General features: G+C 74.9%; 11 protein-coding genes and 1 pseudogene. 10 read left to right on the top strand and 2 right to left on the bottom strand.

Features of this window, described 5'->3' with window-relative positions; translation table 11 throughout:
• Positions 1 to 5 precede the first annotated feature (5 nt).
• Positions 6 to 2,975, top strand: a complete 2,970-nt coding sequence (locus M1E25_RS01175) for a glycoside hydrolase family 84 protein (protein WP_251407951.1) — start codon at positions 6 to 8, stop codon at positions 2,973 to 2,975.
• Positions 2,976 to 3,065: 90 nt separating this feature from the next.
• Here the strand turns inward: M1E25_RS01175 and M1E25_RS01170 are convergent, their stop codons facing one another.
• Positions 3,066 to 3,602 carry an HNH endonuclease gene (locus tag M1E25_RS01170; RefSeq protein WP_251407948.1) on the bottom strand — a complete coding sequence of 179 codons (537 nt, stop codon included), beginning with the start codon at positions 3,600 to 3,602 and terminating at the stop codon, positions 3,066 to 3,068.
• A gap of 275 nt (positions 3,603 to 3,877) precedes the next feature.
• Here M1E25_RS01170 and M1E25_RS01165 point away from each other — a divergent pair, with 275 nt between their 5' ends.
• A complete protein-coding gene (locus M1E25_RS01165) occupies positions 3,878 to 4,927 on the top strand; it encodes a mechanosensitive ion channel family protein (RefSeq protein WP_251407945.1) in 1,050 nt (349 codons plus the stop codon).
• 316 nt (positions 4,928 to 5,243) lie between these two features.
• Positions 5,244 to 6,215 carry a DUF2332 domain-containing protein gene (locus M1E25_RS01160; RefSeq protein ID WP_251407942.1) on the top strand — a complete coding sequence of 324 codons (972 nt, stop codon included), beginning with the start codon at positions 5,244 to 5,246 and terminating at the stop codon, positions 6,213 to 6,215.
• Here M1E25_RS01160 and M1E25_RS01155 read toward each other — a convergent pair.
• A pseudogene (locus M1E25_RS01155) lies at positions 6,166 to 6,742 on the bottom strand (GNAT family N-acetyltransferase). The gene M1E25_RS01160 and the pseudogene M1E25_RS01155 sit on opposite strands and share 50 nt — an antisense overlap.
• A 305-nt stretch (positions 6,743 to 7,047) precedes the next feature.
• Between M1E25_RS01155 and M1E25_RS01150 the strand changes: the two are divergent.
• The 7 genes from M1E25_RS01150 (at position 7,048) to M1E25_RS01120 (ending at position 16,569) form a co-directional block, all read left to right on the top strand.
• Entirely contained in the window at positions 7,048 to 8,541 is a 1,494-nt protein-coding gene (locus M1E25_RS01150; RefSeq protein ID WP_251407939.1) for a GlnX family signal transduction membrane protein, read from the top strand.
• Between the two features lie 14 nt (positions 8,542 to 8,555).
• Complete coding sequence (locus tag M1E25_RS01145; protein ID WP_251407936.1) at positions 8,556 to 9,602, top strand: glutamate ABC transporter substrate-binding protein; 1,047 nt, start codon at positions 8,556 to 8,558, stop codon at positions 9,600 to 9,602.
• Between the two features lie 3 nt (positions 9,603 to 9,605).
• On the top strand, positions 9,606 to 10,985 hold the full coding sequence (locus M1E25_RS01140; RefSeq protein WP_251407933.1) for a hypothetical protein: 1,380 nt from the start codon (positions 9,606 to 9,608) through the stop codon (positions 10,983 to 10,985).
• Positions 10,982 to 13,441: a serine/threonine-protein kinase gene (locus tag M1E25_RS01135; RefSeq protein ID WP_251407930.1), complete on the top strand. Its 2,460-nt coding sequence runs from the start codon at positions 10,982 to 10,984 to the stop codon at positions 13,439 to 13,441. The genes M1E25_RS01140 and M1E25_RS01135 overlap by 4 nt, the downstream gene beginning before the upstream one ends.
• 3 nt (positions 13,442 to 13,444) lie before the next feature.
• Entirely contained in the window at positions 13,445 to 14,659 is a 1,215-nt protein-coding gene (locus M1E25_RS01130; protein WP_251407927.1) for a PP2C family protein-serine/threonine phosphatase, read from the top strand.
• A gap of 215 nt (positions 14,660 to 14,874) precedes the next feature.
• The gene (locus M1E25_RS01125) at positions 14,875 to 16,032 is read left to right on the top strand and encodes an FHA domain-containing protein (RefSeq protein ID WP_251407924.1); all 1,158 of its coding nucleotides are present in this window, start codon (positions 14,875 to 14,877) and stop codon (positions 16,030 to 16,032) included.
• Between the two features lie 132 nt (positions 16,033 to 16,164).
• Positions 16,165 to 16,569: a globin gene (locus M1E25_RS01120; RefSeq protein ID WP_251407921.1), complete on the top strand. Its 405-nt coding sequence runs from the start codon at positions 16,165 to 16,167 to the stop codon at positions 16,567 to 16,569.
• Positions 16,570 to 16,579 lie beyond the last annotated feature (10 nt).

The following is a 16,579-nucleotide window of genomic DNA, read 5'->3' as shown; positions in this document are numbered from 1 at the left end:
GTGTCGTGGGGACGACCGCTCTCGCGGCCGCCGTCATCGGATCGCTGCTCGGCGCACCGCATGCCGACGCGGTTCCACCGAGACCGGACGGCCCCAGCGCCTCCGCTCCCGACCGGGAGACCGAGGGCCGGTTGCCGTCCGTCTGGCCGCGTCCGCAGCAGATACGAGCCGCGGGTGCGTCCGTGCCGCTGGGAGACGACGTCACGCTGGTGGCCGGCGAGGACACCGACCGCTACGCCCTGGACGCCCTGCGCGACGTGCTCCGGGACGCCGGGGCCCGCACGGTGCGGGAAGTGCGTCCCGGCGCGCCGCTGAAGCGCGGCGACCTGGTGGTCCTGGCCGGTGGAGCGGGCGCCCGGAAGGCGCTGCACGACCTGGGAGCGCCCGAGCGCGGCGACCTCCCGTCCGGCGGCTACCGCCTCGCGGCCGGCCGCATCGACGGGCGGGAGACCGCCGCGCTGGACGGCGCGGGTCCGGACGGACTCTTCCACGCGGTGCAGACGCTGCGGCAGTTGAAGGTGTCCGACGGCGGCACGGCCGGGTTCGCCGGTGCCGTGGTCCGCGACTGGCCGGGGACCGGGGTGCGCGGGACGACCGAGGCGTTCTTCGGCGAGCCCTGGACCCTCGAACAGCGCCTGGAGCACCTGGTCTTCATGGGCCGGACCAAGCAGAACCGCTACCTGTACGCGCCCGGCGACGACCCGTACCGGCAGACCCGCTGGCGCGACCCGTACCCGGCCGGGCAGCGGGACGAGTTCCGCAGGCTGGCCGACCGCGCCCGGCGCAACCACGTCACGCTCGGCTGGGCCGTGGCGCCCGGCCAGTCCTTCTGTTTCGCCTCCGACGAGGACCTGCGCGCACTGAAGCGGAAGGTCGACGCCATGTGGGCGCTGGGTGTGCGCGCCTTCCAGTTGCAGTTCCAGGACGTCAGCTACAGCGAGTGGCACTGCGACGAGGACAGCGCCGCCTTCGGGGACGGTCCGGCCGCCGCCGCACGGGCGCAGGCGCGGGTGGCGAACGCCGTGGCCCGGCATCTGCACCGCCGGCACCCGGGCGCCGAGCCGGTGTCCGTACTCCCGACCGAGTACTACCAGGACGGTTCGACGGATTACCGCCGGGCGCTGGCGTCCCGGCTCAGGCCCGGGATCGAGGTCGCCTGGACAGGCGTCGGGGTGGTGCCGGAGACCATCACCGGCCGCGAACTGGTCGAAACCCGCGAGGCCTTCGAGCATCCGCTGCTCACGGTCGACAACTATCCGGTCAACGACTACGCGCAGGACCGGCTCTTCCTCGGCCCGACCACCGGCCGGGACCCCGCCGTGGCGACCGGCTCCGCCGGGGTGCTGGCCAGTGCCATGCAGCAGCCGTCCGCCTCGCGGATCCCGCTGTTCACCGCCGCCGACTACGCCTGGAACCCCCGCGGTTACGAGCCGTCGGAGTCCTGGAAGGCTGCCATCGACGACCTGTCCGGGGGCAACGCCCGTTCCCGCGCGGCCCTGCAGGCGCTGGCGGGCAACAGCAGCGCGTCACAGCTCGCGGGAGCCGACGGCATCCCCGACGGGGACCGGGAATCGGGGTACCTGCGACCGCTCATCGAGGCGTTCTGGCGGGCGGAGGGCGACGCCTCGGGCCGCAACCGGGCCGGAGGACAGGAGCGGCGCGAGGCGGCGGAGCGACTGCGTGCCGCGTTCCGGGTGATGCGGGGAGCACCGGACCGGATCCCGGCGGGCGCGGGCAGCCTGCGGTCCGAAGTCGCCCCCTGGCTGGACCAGCTGAGCCGGTACGGCCGAGCCGGTGAGCACGCCCTCGACATGCTCGCCGCGCAGGGCCGCGACGAGGGCGCCGCGGCCTGGAAGGCCCAGCGCGAGGTGGAGCGGCTGCGCCGGGAGACCGACGGCTCGCCCGCGACCGTGGGCAAGGGAGTGCTCGACACGTTCCTGAAGCGGGCGCTGGATCGCGCGGACGCCTGGACCGGCGCGGACCGGGCGGGCTCCCGGTCCGCCCTGGACGAGGACCGCTCCGGCCTGACCGCGACGTTCGGGCGCGTCCGCACCCTGCACACGGTGACCGTCCTCGCCGAGCCGGGCGGCGGCGCGTCCCGCATCGAGGCCCGGGTGCCGGGCAAGGGCTGGCAGCGGCTCGGCGACCTGTCCGGCAGCGGCTGGACCCAGGTCGACGGCAAGGAGGTGCGGGCGGACGCGGTACGGCTGTCCCGACCGTCCGGCGGGCGACTCCCCGAGGTGCGCCATCTGGTGCCCTGGTTCACCGACGACCCCGCCGTCCGGGTCCGCATGGGAAGCAGCGAGACGGAAGCCGGGATCGGCGGCGCCTCCCGCACCGTGGCGGCGGAGCTGACCGGCGGCCGACCCGGGACCGTGCGCGGGAGGATCGTCGCCGAAGCACCGGACGGCGTCGACATCGACGTGCCGGACGAGGTCACACTGCCCCGGGGCCGCACCGCGTCGGTGCCGGTCCGGGTCACGGTCCGCCCGGGTACCCCGGCCGGGGACTACGAGGTGCCGATCCGCTTCGGGGACGAGGAGCGCACCCTCACCGTGCGGGCCTTCCCGCGCACCGGCGGCTCCGACCTGGCGCGCCGGGCGCGGGCGGAGTCGTCCGGCGACGAGACCCGGGACTTCCCGGCCTCGGCCGCCGTGGACGGCGACTCCGGGACCCGATGGTCGTCCACCGCCCGCGACGACGCCTGGCTGCAGCTGGAGCTGGACCGCACGGTCCGGCTGGGGCAGGTGGTCCTGCGCTGGGAGGACGCCCACGCGTCCCGGTACCGGGTGGAGGTGTCGGAGGACGGCCGGCGGTGGCGCACGGCCGCGACCGTCGAGGACGGCGCCGGAGGTCGCGAGTCGGTCCGGATGGACGCCCCGGACACCCGGTTCGTGCGGGTGCAGGGCGAGCGGCGGGCGACCCGTTTCGGTTACTCGCTGTGGTCGGTCGAGGCCTACGCCGTGCGGGACTGACGGCACAGCACGGCCACGAGCGGGCGGCCGGGGCCGCGAGGCGCCCGGGGCCGCCGGAATCGGCCGCCCCGGGTACAGAAGTGCCCGGTCTCAGGCGGAGATGCCGTCGATCCGGGCCATCGCGTCGTCCGCGCCGTACGGCTGCAGGTAGGGCAGCCAGCGCGGGTCCCTATGCCCGGTCCCGATGATCCGCCAGGCCAGGCCGGACGGCGGGGCGGGCTGGTGGCGCAGCCGCCAGCCCAGCTCGGAGACATGGCGGTCGGCCTTGGCGTGATTGCAGCGGCGGCAGGCCGCCACCACGTTCTCCCAGGCGTGCTGGCCCCCGCGGCTGCGGGGAATGACGTGGTCGACGCTGTTCGCGATGCCGCCGCAGTAGGCGCACCGGCCGCCGTCGCGGGCGAACAGGGCTCGTCGGGTCAGGGGGACGGGTCCACGGTAGGGAACGCGCACGAAGCGCTTGAGTCGTACGACGCTGGGGGCGGGGACGACACAGGTCGCGCTGTGCATGAGAGCGCCGGAGTCCTCGAGGCTGACCGCCTTGTCGTTGAGGACCAGGATGAGTGCGCGTCGGAGCGGTACGACGCCGAGTGGCTCGTACGACGCGTTGAGGACCAGGACGTGCGGCACGGTGCCTCCTTGTACGCCGGCGACGCGTGGCTCGCGCCGGGACGATCTGCTCTCAGTCTCCCCTCATGCCTGGTCGGAGCGCCACCACGTACGGGTAACGCATCAGCAGTGTTTTCGACCACACTCCGTTCTTCCCCCGGCACCTGTGCGTTGTCTCTCGAACCGAGCGCCGGGAGGGGACCGATTGCCCCGTTAGTGTGGTTGGTCGGCGCACATGTGCCGGTGAGCGGGACCGCACCCCGGCGGTCCCAGTCCCACACGGAAGGTTCCCCGCTGTGTCCTGGATCCCCGCGGACGGCTCGGCAGACACACCGTCCTCGCTGCTCGAGGCGCAGAATGACGCTTCCCAGGCCGCCGGTTGGCTGCAGGAGAACTGGGAGACCTGGCTGAGCGCCGGGCTGCGCATCCTGTTGATCGTCGTGATCGCCCTGGTGCTGCGGACCGTGGTCCGCCGGGCGATCACCCGCTTCATCTCCCGGATGAACCGCACGGCCCAGGCGGTGAACGGGACCGCGCTCGGCGGCCTGCTCGCCAACGCCGAGCGACGCCGGCAGCGCTCCGAGGCCATCGGCTCGGTGCTGCGCAGCATCACGTCGTTCGCCATCCTCGGCACGGCTGCACTGTCGGTGCTGTCCGTCCTCGGCATCTCGCTGGCGCCGCTGCTGGCCTCGGCCGGTGTCGCGGGCGTGGCGCTCGGTTTCGGGGCACGGAACCTGGTCACGGACTTCCTGTCCGGCGTCTTCATGATCCTCGAGGACCAGTACGGCGTCGGCGACACCATCGACGCGGGCGTGGCCTCCGGTGAGGTCATCGAGGTAGGCCTGCGGGTCACCAAGCTGCGGGGCGACGAGGGCGAGATCTGGTACGTCCGCAACGGCGAGGTCAAGCGGATCGGCAACAAGAGCCAGGGCTGGGCGACGGCCACGGTCGACGTCCAGGTCCGCTACGACGAGGACCTCGAACGGTCCAGGGCCGCCATCCTCGAGGCCGGCGAGGGAATGACCAAGGACGAGCCGTGGAGCGAGCGGCTGTGGGGCCCCGTCGAGGTGCTGGGGCTGGACTCGGTGACGCTGGACTCGGTGATCGTCCGGGCTCAGGCCAAGACCATGCCCGGCAGATCGCTGGACGTGGCGCGGGAGCTGCGCTGGCGCATCAAGCAGACGTTCGACGAGGCCGGGATCCGGATCGTCGGGGGCGCCGCCGGGGCTGCCGCGGAGGAGGCCGCGGACCCGGCGGCCGGCGTCGCCGCACCGTCGTCGCTGGCCAATCCGGTGTCGCCGCAGTCGGTCGCCGCCTCGCCGATCCCGCCGTCCACCGCGAAGTGATCCTTCGGCCGCCGGACTTCTTCCCCGGCCGGCCGTCGCCCGTTTTGCCCGGAACCGCCCCAGGAGCGGCTCCGGGAGACGGCAGGCGGAGAAACGGGCATGCGGCTCGCGGCGTGGGCGGCGGCTCCACGTACACTCTGAACTCGTCGACGGTTTCGCCCGGTTGCGCGACACACTCCCGCTGACCGAGCCGGTCCTGGCCGATCCGGCCGAAGACCGGCTGGAGCACTTCGCCGACCGGACGGCCGGAGCGGACGGCGTTTGACGTCACCCGAGGCCCGGGCCCATGATCACCCGGAAATGGGGAGGGGACGTCTTGAGCGCCGACACGGCAGAGCGGTACCGCTTGTTCGCATCGCGGGAGGCCCGGGGGCACTCCCCCGCCTACGAGGAGCTGGCCCGGGAGGTCGCCGGTGACCCGGCCCTGCTCGCCCTGATCGGCTCCCTGCCGCCCGAGCGGCGTCAGCCGAACCTGCTGCTGGGCGCGGTGCGCTTCCTCGGCGGACCGCTCGACGGCTTCGCGGCCTTCCGCGCCTGGACGGCCGCGCACTGGGACGACGTGCGGGCCGTCATGATGCGCCGCCGTACCCAGACCAACGAGCCGGGGCGCTGCGCCACGCTGCTTCCGCTGCTCGCGTCCCTGCCGCAGCCACTGGCCCTGATCGAGGTCGGCGCCTCGGCCGGGTTGTGCCTGTACCCGGACCGCTACCGCTACCGGTACGACACCGGGCACGCGCTGGGGCCCGCCGGCAGCCCCGTGGTGCTGGCCTGTGAGGCGACCGGGCCCGTCCCGCTGCCGGATCAGCTGCCGGAGATCGCCTGGCGGGCGGGCATCGACATCAACCCGCTGGACGTCCGCGACGACGAGGACGTGCGGTGGCTGGAGTCGCTCGTCTGGCCGGAGCAGGAGGATCGCCTCCAGCGGCTGCGCGGCGCCGTCGACGTGGCGCGGGCCGAGCCGCCGCACCTGGTGCGCGGCGATCTCAACCGGACGATCCGCGAGCTGGTGGCCGCGGCGCCGTCCGGGGCGACGCCCGTCGTCTTCCACAGCGCGGTACTGGCGTATCTGCCGCCGGAGGAGCGCGAGGCGTTCGCCGCGACGATGCGTGAGCTGCCGTGCCGCTGGATCTCGAACGAGGCCGTCGGCGTCCTGCCCTCGGTGGCCGAGCGTCTGGGACGCCCGGTGCCGGAGGACCGGACGGTGTTCGCCCTCGCCCTGGACGGACAGCCGGTCGCCTTCACCGGTCCGCACGGCCAGTTCGTGCAGTGGTTCGACCGCGCGGATTGAGCTCCAGCCGCCAGTCGTTGCAGCGGAGCGGGTTCCCCTTCGGGTACTCGAAAGTCGCACGCGCCCAGGAGCGAGAAGCCCAGCCGGCGGCAGACGGCGTTGGACGCGTGGTGCCCGACGGACGGGAAGGCGTGCAGGTGGCGGTGGGTGCCCTCCGTCCGTGCCGCGGCGATCAGTTCGCGCCCCGCCGCGACCGCGATCCCGCGCTTCTGAAAGGCCGGCAGGACGCCCCAGCCGGTCTCGTACACGGTCTCGTCCCGCCAGGACCGCTCCCAGAAGCCGATGCTGCCCACCGCCTCGAGATCCGGCAGCAACACGATGCGGAACATGCGTCCGGTGCCCGGAGGGCCCACCCGGAGGTAGCGCCGGTGACGGTCGAGGAGACGCTCCTCCGGCTCCGGGCCGCCGAGATGTTCCGTCATCTCCGGGGAGTTGAGGCCGCGCAGCAGGCCGAGGTCGCCGTCGGCCCATCCCTCGAGGCGCACCCCGGTGCCGTCCGTCCGCTCGCCCATGCTCGCTCCTGACATCGGTCCGGGTCCCTTCCCGTCGCCCTTCCTATCGGCGGACGGAGAGCCAGGAAAGGGGGCAACGGCACTCGTTCGGCTGAGAGGGCGGGTCGGCGAGGCTGCGGAACCGAACGCTCCGGTGACATGCGGCAAGGTCAGAGCACTCCCCCGCAGGCCGCCAGGACAACCGTTCGTCCCGGATTCGAACAACTTCCGGGCAATGCGGCTGTGCGACGGCCTCCCTGCGGCCATACTGCTGGCCGGGGTACCCGTGCTGCGCCGACCGGACCGGCGGGGACAGCACCGGCGAACGAGGGGGAGGTCCCGTGGCACAGCCGCCGAGCGGCGGTCGGGGCATCCACGGCCTCACCGGAAACAGCGCTTCCGGTCCGGGACGGGCAACGCTGCCCCTGCCGGGCAGCGGCCCGCACGCCACCGGACTCCCGCGCCAGGGCGGCGGCTCGGGCACGGACCCCGCGGCGGGCCCGGGCGCGGCCGGAGCGAAGGGCGCCGGCAGGCTCCGCCGGGCGACCACCGAACCGGGCCGCCTGCGCGCCCTCGGCACGCTCCTCGCCGTGCTGATCCTGGGATTCGGCACGATCACCGCCTGGCAGGTGTCCGACCGCGAGGCCGCGGCCGCCCAGGTGGCCGGCCGCAGCGAGCGGCTGTGCGCGAACGCCGCAGGAATCCACCGGGCCCTCGCCGACGCCGACACCACGGCCGCCGCCGGCTTCCTGGCGGGCGGCGCGTGGCCGCGAAGCGTCCGGGAGCGCTACCTGCGGGACATCGACACCGCCTCCGCGCTCCTGGTCGAAGCCGCGGCCGACGGCGGCGCTCCGGACTCCGCGAGCCGCGCCGTCGCCGAGCTCAACGAGCAACTCCCGCGCTACACCGGCCTGGTGGAACAGGCGCGCGCCAACCACCGTCAGGGCCTGCCACTCGGCGGCGCGTACCTGCGTTACGCCCATGACCGGATGCGCAGCGAACTGCTGCGGGCGGCAGAGGAGTTGTACGCCCTCCGGGCCACCCGGCTGGAAGCCGAGCGCTCGCGTGCCGAGGCACGGCCGTGGCCGGCGCTCGGCGCGGGCGCCGTCGTCCTCGTCGCGCTGCTCGCGGTCCAGAGCCGCGACCGGCGGCGGACGAAACGGATCCTCAACCTCGGGCTGCTCTCCGCCACACTGGCGTCCGTGGCCGCGCTCGCCTGGCTGGCAGCGGGTCACGAGAGCGCCCGCTCCCGGCTCTCCGACGACGGCGGCCCCGCCTCGCGGTCGGTCCGGCTGATCGACGAAGCCCGCATCCAGGCCCTGCAGGCGGGCGGCGACGAGAGCCTGACGTACGTCGCCGGCGGATCGGTGCCCACCCGGGACGGCGAGGACTTCTACGAGGCCTCCTACCGCGAGCGGATGACACGCCTCACCGGCGACGTCCGCGGCTCCGGTGCGGGGGACGGCTCGATCCTGGCGCGCGCCGGGCAGTCCGCCGACGACGCCGAGGGCCGGCGGCACGTCCGCGCGGCCGTCGCCGACGCCGCCGAGTGGCGGGAGCGCCACGCGGCGGCCCGGACGAAGGACGAGGCCGGGGACCACGCGGGCGCGCTCGCCCAGGTCATCGGCGACGGACCCACGACCCGCGAGTCCTCCGACCGGGTCGACACGGCCCTGTCGGCGGCCCTGGGGCACGAGCGGCTGGAACTACGGGAGGCGGCCGGCTCCGCCCGTGACATGCTCGGTGAACTCCCTTTGGGAGCAGCTCTGTTGACGTCGATCGCCACGGTCTGTGCACTGCTGGGCATCGGCCGCAGACTGGCGGAGTACCGGTGAGAGGGGGCCCGGCCATGCAGACGGCGCGTTCCCGGGCGCTCCGCGGCCTGCGCGGTGCCGCGGTGTCGGCGGCGCTGGTGGTCTGCTGCACGTCTCCGGGCCCGCCCGCGGCGGCGAGCAAGCCCGGCGCGGGCTCCGTGCGCGCCGCGGCCGGTACCGCCGGATCGCCCGTGGCGGCGTCGGCAGCAGCGCCCGCGCAGGCCCGTGGGCGGCAGGCCACCTGCGACGCCCCGGAGGCCAGTCTGCGACCGTCCGGGAAGAGCGGCCCTGCCGTGAAGCGGATCAGGAAGCGCGGCATGCTGATCGCCGGGGTCGACCAGAACAGCTACCGGTGGGGCTACCGGGACCCGGCCACCGGCGAGTTCGCCGGCTTCGACATCGACCTGGTGCGGGCCGTCGCGAAGGAGGTCCTCGGCGACCCGGACAAGGTCCTCTACCGTCCCGTCCGCACCAACCAGCGCATCCCCGCACTGCTCGGGGGCAAGGTCGACCTCATCGCACGCACCATGACGATCAATTGCGACCGGATCGGCCACGTCGCCTTCTCCACCGTCTACTTCGTGGCCGGCCAGCAGGTTCTCGCGCCGAAAGGCTCCCCGGTCAAGGGCTTCGACGACACCCTGCGCGGCCGGACCGTGTGCACGGCCAGGGGCTCGACCGGCGCGACGGAACTGGCCGAGGAGACCCACGACGCGGACGTCCGGCTCGTCGCCGACCAGCTCGACTGCCTGGTGCTGCTCCAACTCGGCCGGGTGGACGCCGTGATCACGGACAACGCGCTGGCCGCGGGGCAGGCGGCGCAGGACCCGACCGTGGAGCTCGTCGGCGAGCCGTTCACCCGGGAACCGTACGGCCTGGCGATGCGGCCCGGCGACGAGGACCTGGTGCGCCGGGTCAACAAGGTGCTCAAGGCATATCGCAAGGGCGGCGCGGACAGTCCTTGGTCGAAGGCCTACGACCGGTGGCTGAAGGACGACCTCAGGGGCGTCACGGGGCCGCCGAAGGCGAAGTACCGCGACCGACCGAGGACCACGCCGCACACGGGCACTGCAGAGAGGTGATCAATGGAGGCCTCCGAACCCACCGGTCCGGCGCCGGAGCGGGAGGAGACGGACCGGGCGGTGGCCCGCCTGGGCGCCGAGCACGAGGCCGTGGAGACCTCGTTGCTCGCCCTCCAGGACCACGCGGGGCGGAGGCTGCTCGAGGGCGCCCGGCTGAGCGGCGCCACGGCGCACCGATGGCAGGGGACGGAGCGGACGGTCGTCCGGCTGTGGGCTCACTTCGACGCCTACACCGAGGCCGTGGCCCGGGTCCGGGAGGTGCGCGGACGACGGCGCTGGCCGACGGCCGGGGAGTCCGCCGAGCTGCGGGAGTTGTTGCACGGCCCGTGCGTGACCGTGACCGTCCCGGACGACGAGGCCGACGGCACCGCCGCTCCGGACGGGGACACCGCCGGTGGGCCCGCGTCCGGGCCCGCCACCGAGCAGTTGACGCTGCGCGAGGTCGTCGAACGGATCAACTCCTGGTACGCGCGCGCCCTGGACGTCGTCGCGGCGGCCGAGACCGTCTGGTCCGCGCTGCCCGCGCGGATCGACCTGCTCGCCGCGGAACTGCGCCGCACCCACGCTCTCGCACACTCCGTCGGGGTCCGGCCCGGCGAGCATCCGGCGGGCGACGACCTCGCGCGCATCGCCCGGGAACTCACCGCTCTCCGGGACGAGGTCGTGTCCGACCCGCTCGCGTTCTGGGTTCCGGCGAGCGGGAGTTCGGCCCCCGGGGGCGGACGCCCCGACACGGTCCGCTACGACCGGGCGGCCCTGGCCCTGGAGGACGTCCGCCGCGAGATCGAGGCGGTTCTGGACGTGCGCCAGGACGCCGAGCAGCGGCTGTCCCAGCTGCGCGACCTCCTCTACCGGGCCGAGCGCACCTTCGCCGAGGCACGGCAGGCGCGGGGCGAGGTCCTGGCGAAGATCGCGGCCTCGGAGGTCCCCGTCGTCAGCGGCCCGCCCGTCGCGCTGAGCGAGCAGGTCGCAGCGGCGGCCGACTACCGCAGGCGCGCCCAGTGGCACCGGCTCGCCCCGCTGCTGGACCGGCTGGAGGAGCGGGCGGAGGACGAACTGCACCGGGCCCGCGAGTCGTTGACCGCGGTCACCGCGCCGCTCGCGCTCCGGGCCGAGCTGCGCGGCAGGCTCGACGCCTGCCGGGCGAAGGTGGCCCGGCACGGTGTGGACGGCGACCCCCTGCTGGCCGACCGCTACGACACCGCCCGCCGGCTGCTGTGGAGCGCCCCCTGCGACCTGCGCGCCGCCGAGCGGGCCGTGCTGCGCTACCAGCGGGCGGCCGCGGAGTCGGTGGTTCCGCGGCAGGCAGGCGCACCGGGCGGCGCCGCGTCCCCGGAGGGCGCTGCGGGCGGCATGCCCGCGGAAGGCGGGTCGCAGGCATGACGAGCTCCTGCGGGCGGCCCGGTTGCGACGGCGCCCGCGCCACCGCCGGCAACGACCCGGACTGCGCCGACTGCGCGCCTGCGGTCCCCGGTGGCGCCCTCTCCACGGACGGCTTCCTGGGCCCGGCGCCCACCGGCGTCACCGCGTCCGCCGCGCCACGGGCCGGCGGACGCACCGTTCCCGACCCCCGCCTGCCGCCGGACGGCTCCTTCGTCGGGACCTCCCGCACCCTCGGCTCGCGCCGGTCGGTGCCGGGCAGGATGCCGCGCAGCGAGTCCCCCGTGCGGTCCGTTCGGGTGCGCCCCGCGACGTCGTCCGGCTGGGCCCCGGGCCGCGGCCGGCTGGGCGCGGGGCTGGTCACCGTCCCCGAGGTGCCGCAGGCCGATCCTCGTACGGCCGTGTCGGCCGACCCTCGTGTCCCGGAGCACCGGCGGTTCTGCGGGCGCGCCGACTGCGGTGCGCGGGTGGGGCGTTCGCGGGGCGGCCGTCCGGGCCGCACCGAAGGATTCTGCACCCGGTGCGGGCACCCGTACTCCTTCGTGCCGAAACTGCACGCCGGCGATCTGGTCCACGAGCAGTACGAGGTCGTGGGCTGCCTCGCGCACGGCGGCCAGGGCTGGATCCATCTGGCCGTGGACCACGCCGTCTCCGACCGCTGGGTGGTGCTCAAGGGCCTGCCGGGAACCGCCGACGACGACGCACTGGCGGTGGCCGTCCCGGTGTTGCGCCACCTCGCCGAGATCGAGCATCCCAACATCGTCCGCATCCACAACTTCGTGGAACACCCCGACCCGCGTACCGGCAGCCTCGACGGCTACATCGTGATGGAGTACATCGGCGGCAGGTCCCTCCGGGAGATCGCCAACGAGCGGACGACGGCCGACCGGGGCCGGCGCGCCCCGCTGCCGGTGGAACAGGCCTGCGCGTACGGCCTCGAGGCGCTGGAGGCCCTCGGACATCTGCACAGTCGCAACCTGCTCTACTGCGACTTCAAGCCGGACAACGCGATCCAGCAGCAGGACCGGCTCAAACTGATCGACATGGGTGCCGTCCGGCGCATCGACGACACCGGCGGCCCGGTCCACGGCACGGCCGGCTACCAGGCGCCCGAAGTCGCCGTCCTCGGGCCCTCGGTGGCCTCGGACCTCTACACCGTGGCCCGCACCATCGCGGTCCTCGTGTTCGACTTCCAGGGGTTCACGACCGTCTACGCGGACAGCCTGCCGCCACCGGAGCACATCGACGTCTTCAACGAGTACGAGTCCCTCTACCGGTTCCTGGTGCGTGCCACCGACCCCGACCCCACCCGACGCTTCGCCTCCGCCGGAGAGATGGCCGAGCAGCTGACCGGGGTGCTGCGCGAAGTGGTGGCCCTGCGCACCGGGCAGCCGCGGCCTGCGCTGTCCGCCCTCTTCGGGCCCGAACTCGGCTGTCCGGCGGCCGACCCCTTCCCCGGCCCCGCCGGGTGGCGGCCGGACGCCGGTCCCGTCCGGGCCGCCCTGGCCCCGGTGGCCGCGACCGCCCTCGCCCTGCCGGTGCCGCACCCCGACCCGGACGATCCGTGCGCCGGCTTTCTCGCCGGGCTCGCTGCGCCGGCCCCGCGGGGCATGCTCACGGCTCTGGCATCGGCTCCCGCCGACTCCGCCGAACGCCGGCTGCGGGAGGCGCGTGCCCTGCTGGAGACCGGCGACCCGCAGGCCGCGGCCGGGGCGCTGAAGGCCGCCGAGGCCACGAACGACGGTGACTGGCGGGTGGTCTGGTACCGGGGCGTCGTCGCACTCGCGGCCGGCGACGCGGAAGGCGCGGCGTGGGCGTTCGACGCCGTTTACGACGCGTTTCCCGGCGAGACGGCGCCGAAGCTGGCCCTGGCCGTGTGCGCCGAACTGCTGGGGCAGGCGGACAACGCCGCCGAGTACTACCGTTCGGTGTGGACCACTGATCCCGGTTTCGTGAGCGCCGCGTTCGGTCTCGCCCGGGTCCGGCTGGCCGTCGGGGACCGGACGGGTGCGGTGCTCGCGCTGGAGTCCGTCCCCGAGGCGTCGGTGCACTCGACGGCGGCCCGGATGGCCACCGTCCGGGCCCGGCTGACAGGTGACGGCGGGGCTCCCGCCGGACCCGACGACCTCGTCGCCGCCGCCTGGCAGGTGGAGCGGCTGCGGGATCTCGGGCTGGACGCGGTGCGCCGGGAGCAGCTGACCGTCGAGGTCCTGAGCGCCGCGCTGGCCGGTGTGCAGACCGGGGAAGCCCGCCGGGCCGTGCACGGCATATCCGGCGCCGGGGACGGGAACCGGCCGGGCGTGGGAGCCTCGCTGCTCGGCAGTCGTCCGGACGAGCGGGGCCTGCGCCTCGGCCTGGAGCGCTCGTACCGGGCACTCGCCCGGCTTGCGCAGCGCGGCGAGGAGAGGATCGACCTGGTGGAGCGGGCCAACCGCTGCCGCCCCAGAACGTGGATGTGAAAGATGCCGCAACAGCCCCGACCGTCCGCCTGTCCGAGGTGCGACGAGCCACTGGAGGCGGGGGACCTCTTCTGCGAGGCGTGCGGTGCGCCCGTGACCGTCCCCGCCGAGACACCGTCCGGCCCCGGGGAGCAGACTGCCCGGTCCGGTGCGCCGGACGCCGGACGGGATCCTCTGCCGGGCGCGACCGCCTGCCCGGACCCCGGCACCCCCGACCCCCGGGTCGCCGGCCCGTTCGGAGTCCCGAGCGTCTCGGACGCACCGCCCGACCCTTCCGGCGGCGGGGACATCGCCGACGTGGCGCTGTGTGTGGCGTGCCGCACCGGGACGGTCGGCGCGGACGGTTGCTGCGAGAACTGCGGGCACGCCCAGCCGCGCGAGCGCGACCACATGGAGCGCGAGGTCGACGGCGCCGCCGCGGTGAGCGACCGCGGGCTGCGCCACCACCGCAACGAGGACGCGTTCGACGTGTCGGTGGCGGAACTGCCGGACGGGACACCGGCGGTCGTCGCGATCGTCTGTGACGGGGTCTCCTCGGCGACCCGCCCCGACGAGGCGTCCGCGACCGCCTCGCGCACCGCCGGCGAGGCGCTGCGCGAGGCGCTGCCGGCCGGTGTCCATCCGCAGCGGGCGGTGCACGAGGCGATCCTGCGGGCGGGCACCGCGGTGACGGCACTCGCCGACGAGCCGGCCGGGGAGGGAACCGAACCGTCGCGCTCGGGCAACGCCCCGGCGTGCACCGTCGTGGCCACCGTGATCGCCTCCGGCATCCTCACCGTCGGCTGGGTCGGCGACAGCCGGGCCTACTGGGTGCCGGACGACCGCACCGCACCGCCCGCCCGGCTGACCGAGGACGACTCCTGGGCCGCCCGGATGGTGGCTGCCGGACTGATGCCGCGGGACCAGGCGTACGCGGACCCGCGGGCGCACGCCATCACCGGGTGGCTCGGTGCCGACGCGTACGAACTCGAGCCGCACACGGCCTCGTACGAGCCGGACGGGCCCGGGGTGCTCGTGGTGTGCACCGACGGTCTGTGGAACTACACGGAGTCCGCAGCCGAGTTGGCGCTCGCCGTGCCCGCCGACGCCCGCACCCGGCCGCTCCACTGCTGCCGGGCCCTGGTCGGGCTGGCCCTCGACGCGGGCGGCCACGACAACGTGACCGTCGCGGTGTTGCCGTTCGTCGTCCCGCCCGGGGCCGCACGGCCCGGCGCCTGACCGGGGGCGGTGGGACCCGGTCCTGCCGTGTGTGCGGCGCCGCGGAACCGCGACGGCGCCGGACCGCGTCGTGCCGGGGAGCGGTACTGTGCGAGGTCGAACGAGGCTCGCACAAGCTGACGAAGCGGCCCTCCAGACGCGCTCCACGAGAACGGTCCGCGTCGAGACATGACGACGGACGGTCCGCGAGGGCCGGGTGAAAGGGGAGCACCGACATGTCGACCTGTCCGAACGGTCACCAGTTGGGTTCGGGCGACTGGTGCGACGTCTGCGGACTGCGCATCACCGGTGCCGCCGGCACCGCAGGGATGAGTCCCGGCGGGCAGGGCAGCCCACCGCCGGGGGCGCCCGGCGGCTACGGATATCCGCAGCCGCCGCAGCCGCCTCAGCCGCCCGCGTACGGCCCCGGCCCCGGGGCCACCGGGGAGTTCTGCCCGCAGTGCGGGACTCCTCGCGCGCCGGGTGCGGCGTTCTGCGGTCAATGCCGCCACGGCTTCGCGCCGCAGCAGGCGCCGGGCGGCTACATGCCGCCGCCGCCCGCGGGCGGCGTTCCGCTGCTGCCTCCGGGTTTCCGGCAACAGCAGCAACCGCCGTCCGCCGCGCCGGGGTTCGACCCGAACCCTGCGCGGCGCGACGCCGAGGCTCCGGTGTACACGCCGCAACCGGTTCCGCCCCAGGGTCTCCACCAGCAGCCCCCGGGAACGCCGCAGCCCCCGCAACCGCCGCCGGGGCAGCAGCCGCAACCGCCCGGCGGCGCGCAGCAGCCCCCGGGCATGCCGCCGTACCAGCAGCCGCCGATGCCCGGCCGGCCCCCGCAGCCGCCGTTCGGCCAGGGCGGCGAGTGGCAGCCGGGGCAGCAGCCGCAGCCCGGGCCCGTACCGGGCGGTCCCGGCGCGGACGGCAGGTTCACGGCGCAGGCTCCGCAGGGGCAGCAGCCGCCGGGCGGGGCCGAGCAGGGCGCGCCGTCAGGGAGCTGGACCGCGGTCATCTCGACGGACCCCGAGTACTTCACCGTGATGATGCGGCGCAGCGGACCCGAGGCATCGGCGCTGAGCATGCCCGCCGCCTCCCCGGAGCAGCAGCTTCCGCTGTCCGGGCAGCAGATCAGCATCGGCCGGCACCGGAACAGCACCGGGGAGTCGCCGGACATCGACCTGTCGCTGCCACCCGAGGACCCGGGGGTCTCGCACCAGCACGCGGTCCTGGTCGCCCGGCCGGACGGCACCTGGGCCGTCATGGACAAGGACTCGACGAACGGGACCACGCTCAACCTGGCGGAGGAACCCGTCCCGCCGTTCGTCGAGATCCCACTGCGGGACGGCGACCGGGTGCACGTCGGCGCCTGGACCACGATCACCGTCCGGCGCGGGTAGGGCACCGGCACCCGGGGGCGCCCGCGCCGGCGCCCCCGACGGCAGGGCCCCGCTCGGTACGCGCAGACGGAGAGCGGGCCCCGGTGTCCGCTGCCGGGACTGCCGCCGTCGCCCGTCTGGCAGCATGGGGGTGTGACTGAGATTCGGCGCGGCGCACTGCAGCAGCAGACGTTCTACGAGCAGGTCGGCGGAGAGCCGACCTTCCGCAAGCTGGTGCACCGCTTCTACCAGGGGGTTGCCGAGGACCCGCTGCTGCGGCCGATGTACCCGGAAGAGGATCTGGGCCCGGCCGAGGAGCGGCTCGTGCTGTTCCTGATGCAGTACTGGGGCGGTCCCCGCACCTACAGCGACAACCGGGGGCACCCGCGGCTGCGCATGCGGCACGCGCCCTTCACCGTGAACCGGGCGGCCCACGACGCGTGGCTGCGCCACATGCGGGACGCCGTCGACGAGCTGGAGCTGGGCCCGGAGCACGAGAGGGAGCTCTGGGACTATCTGACCTATGCGGCCGCCAGCATGGTCAACAGCGCTGACTGAGCCGGGGCAG

Source organism: Streptomyces meridianus, assembly GCF_023703325.1.
Classification (GTDB): domain Bacteria; phylum Actinomycetota; class Actinomycetes; order Streptomycetales; family Streptomycetaceae; genus Streptomyces; species Streptomyces meridianus.
The sequence above is the reverse complement of the archived record's forward strand: the minus strand, read 5'-3'. Positions and strand labels throughout refer to the sequence as shown.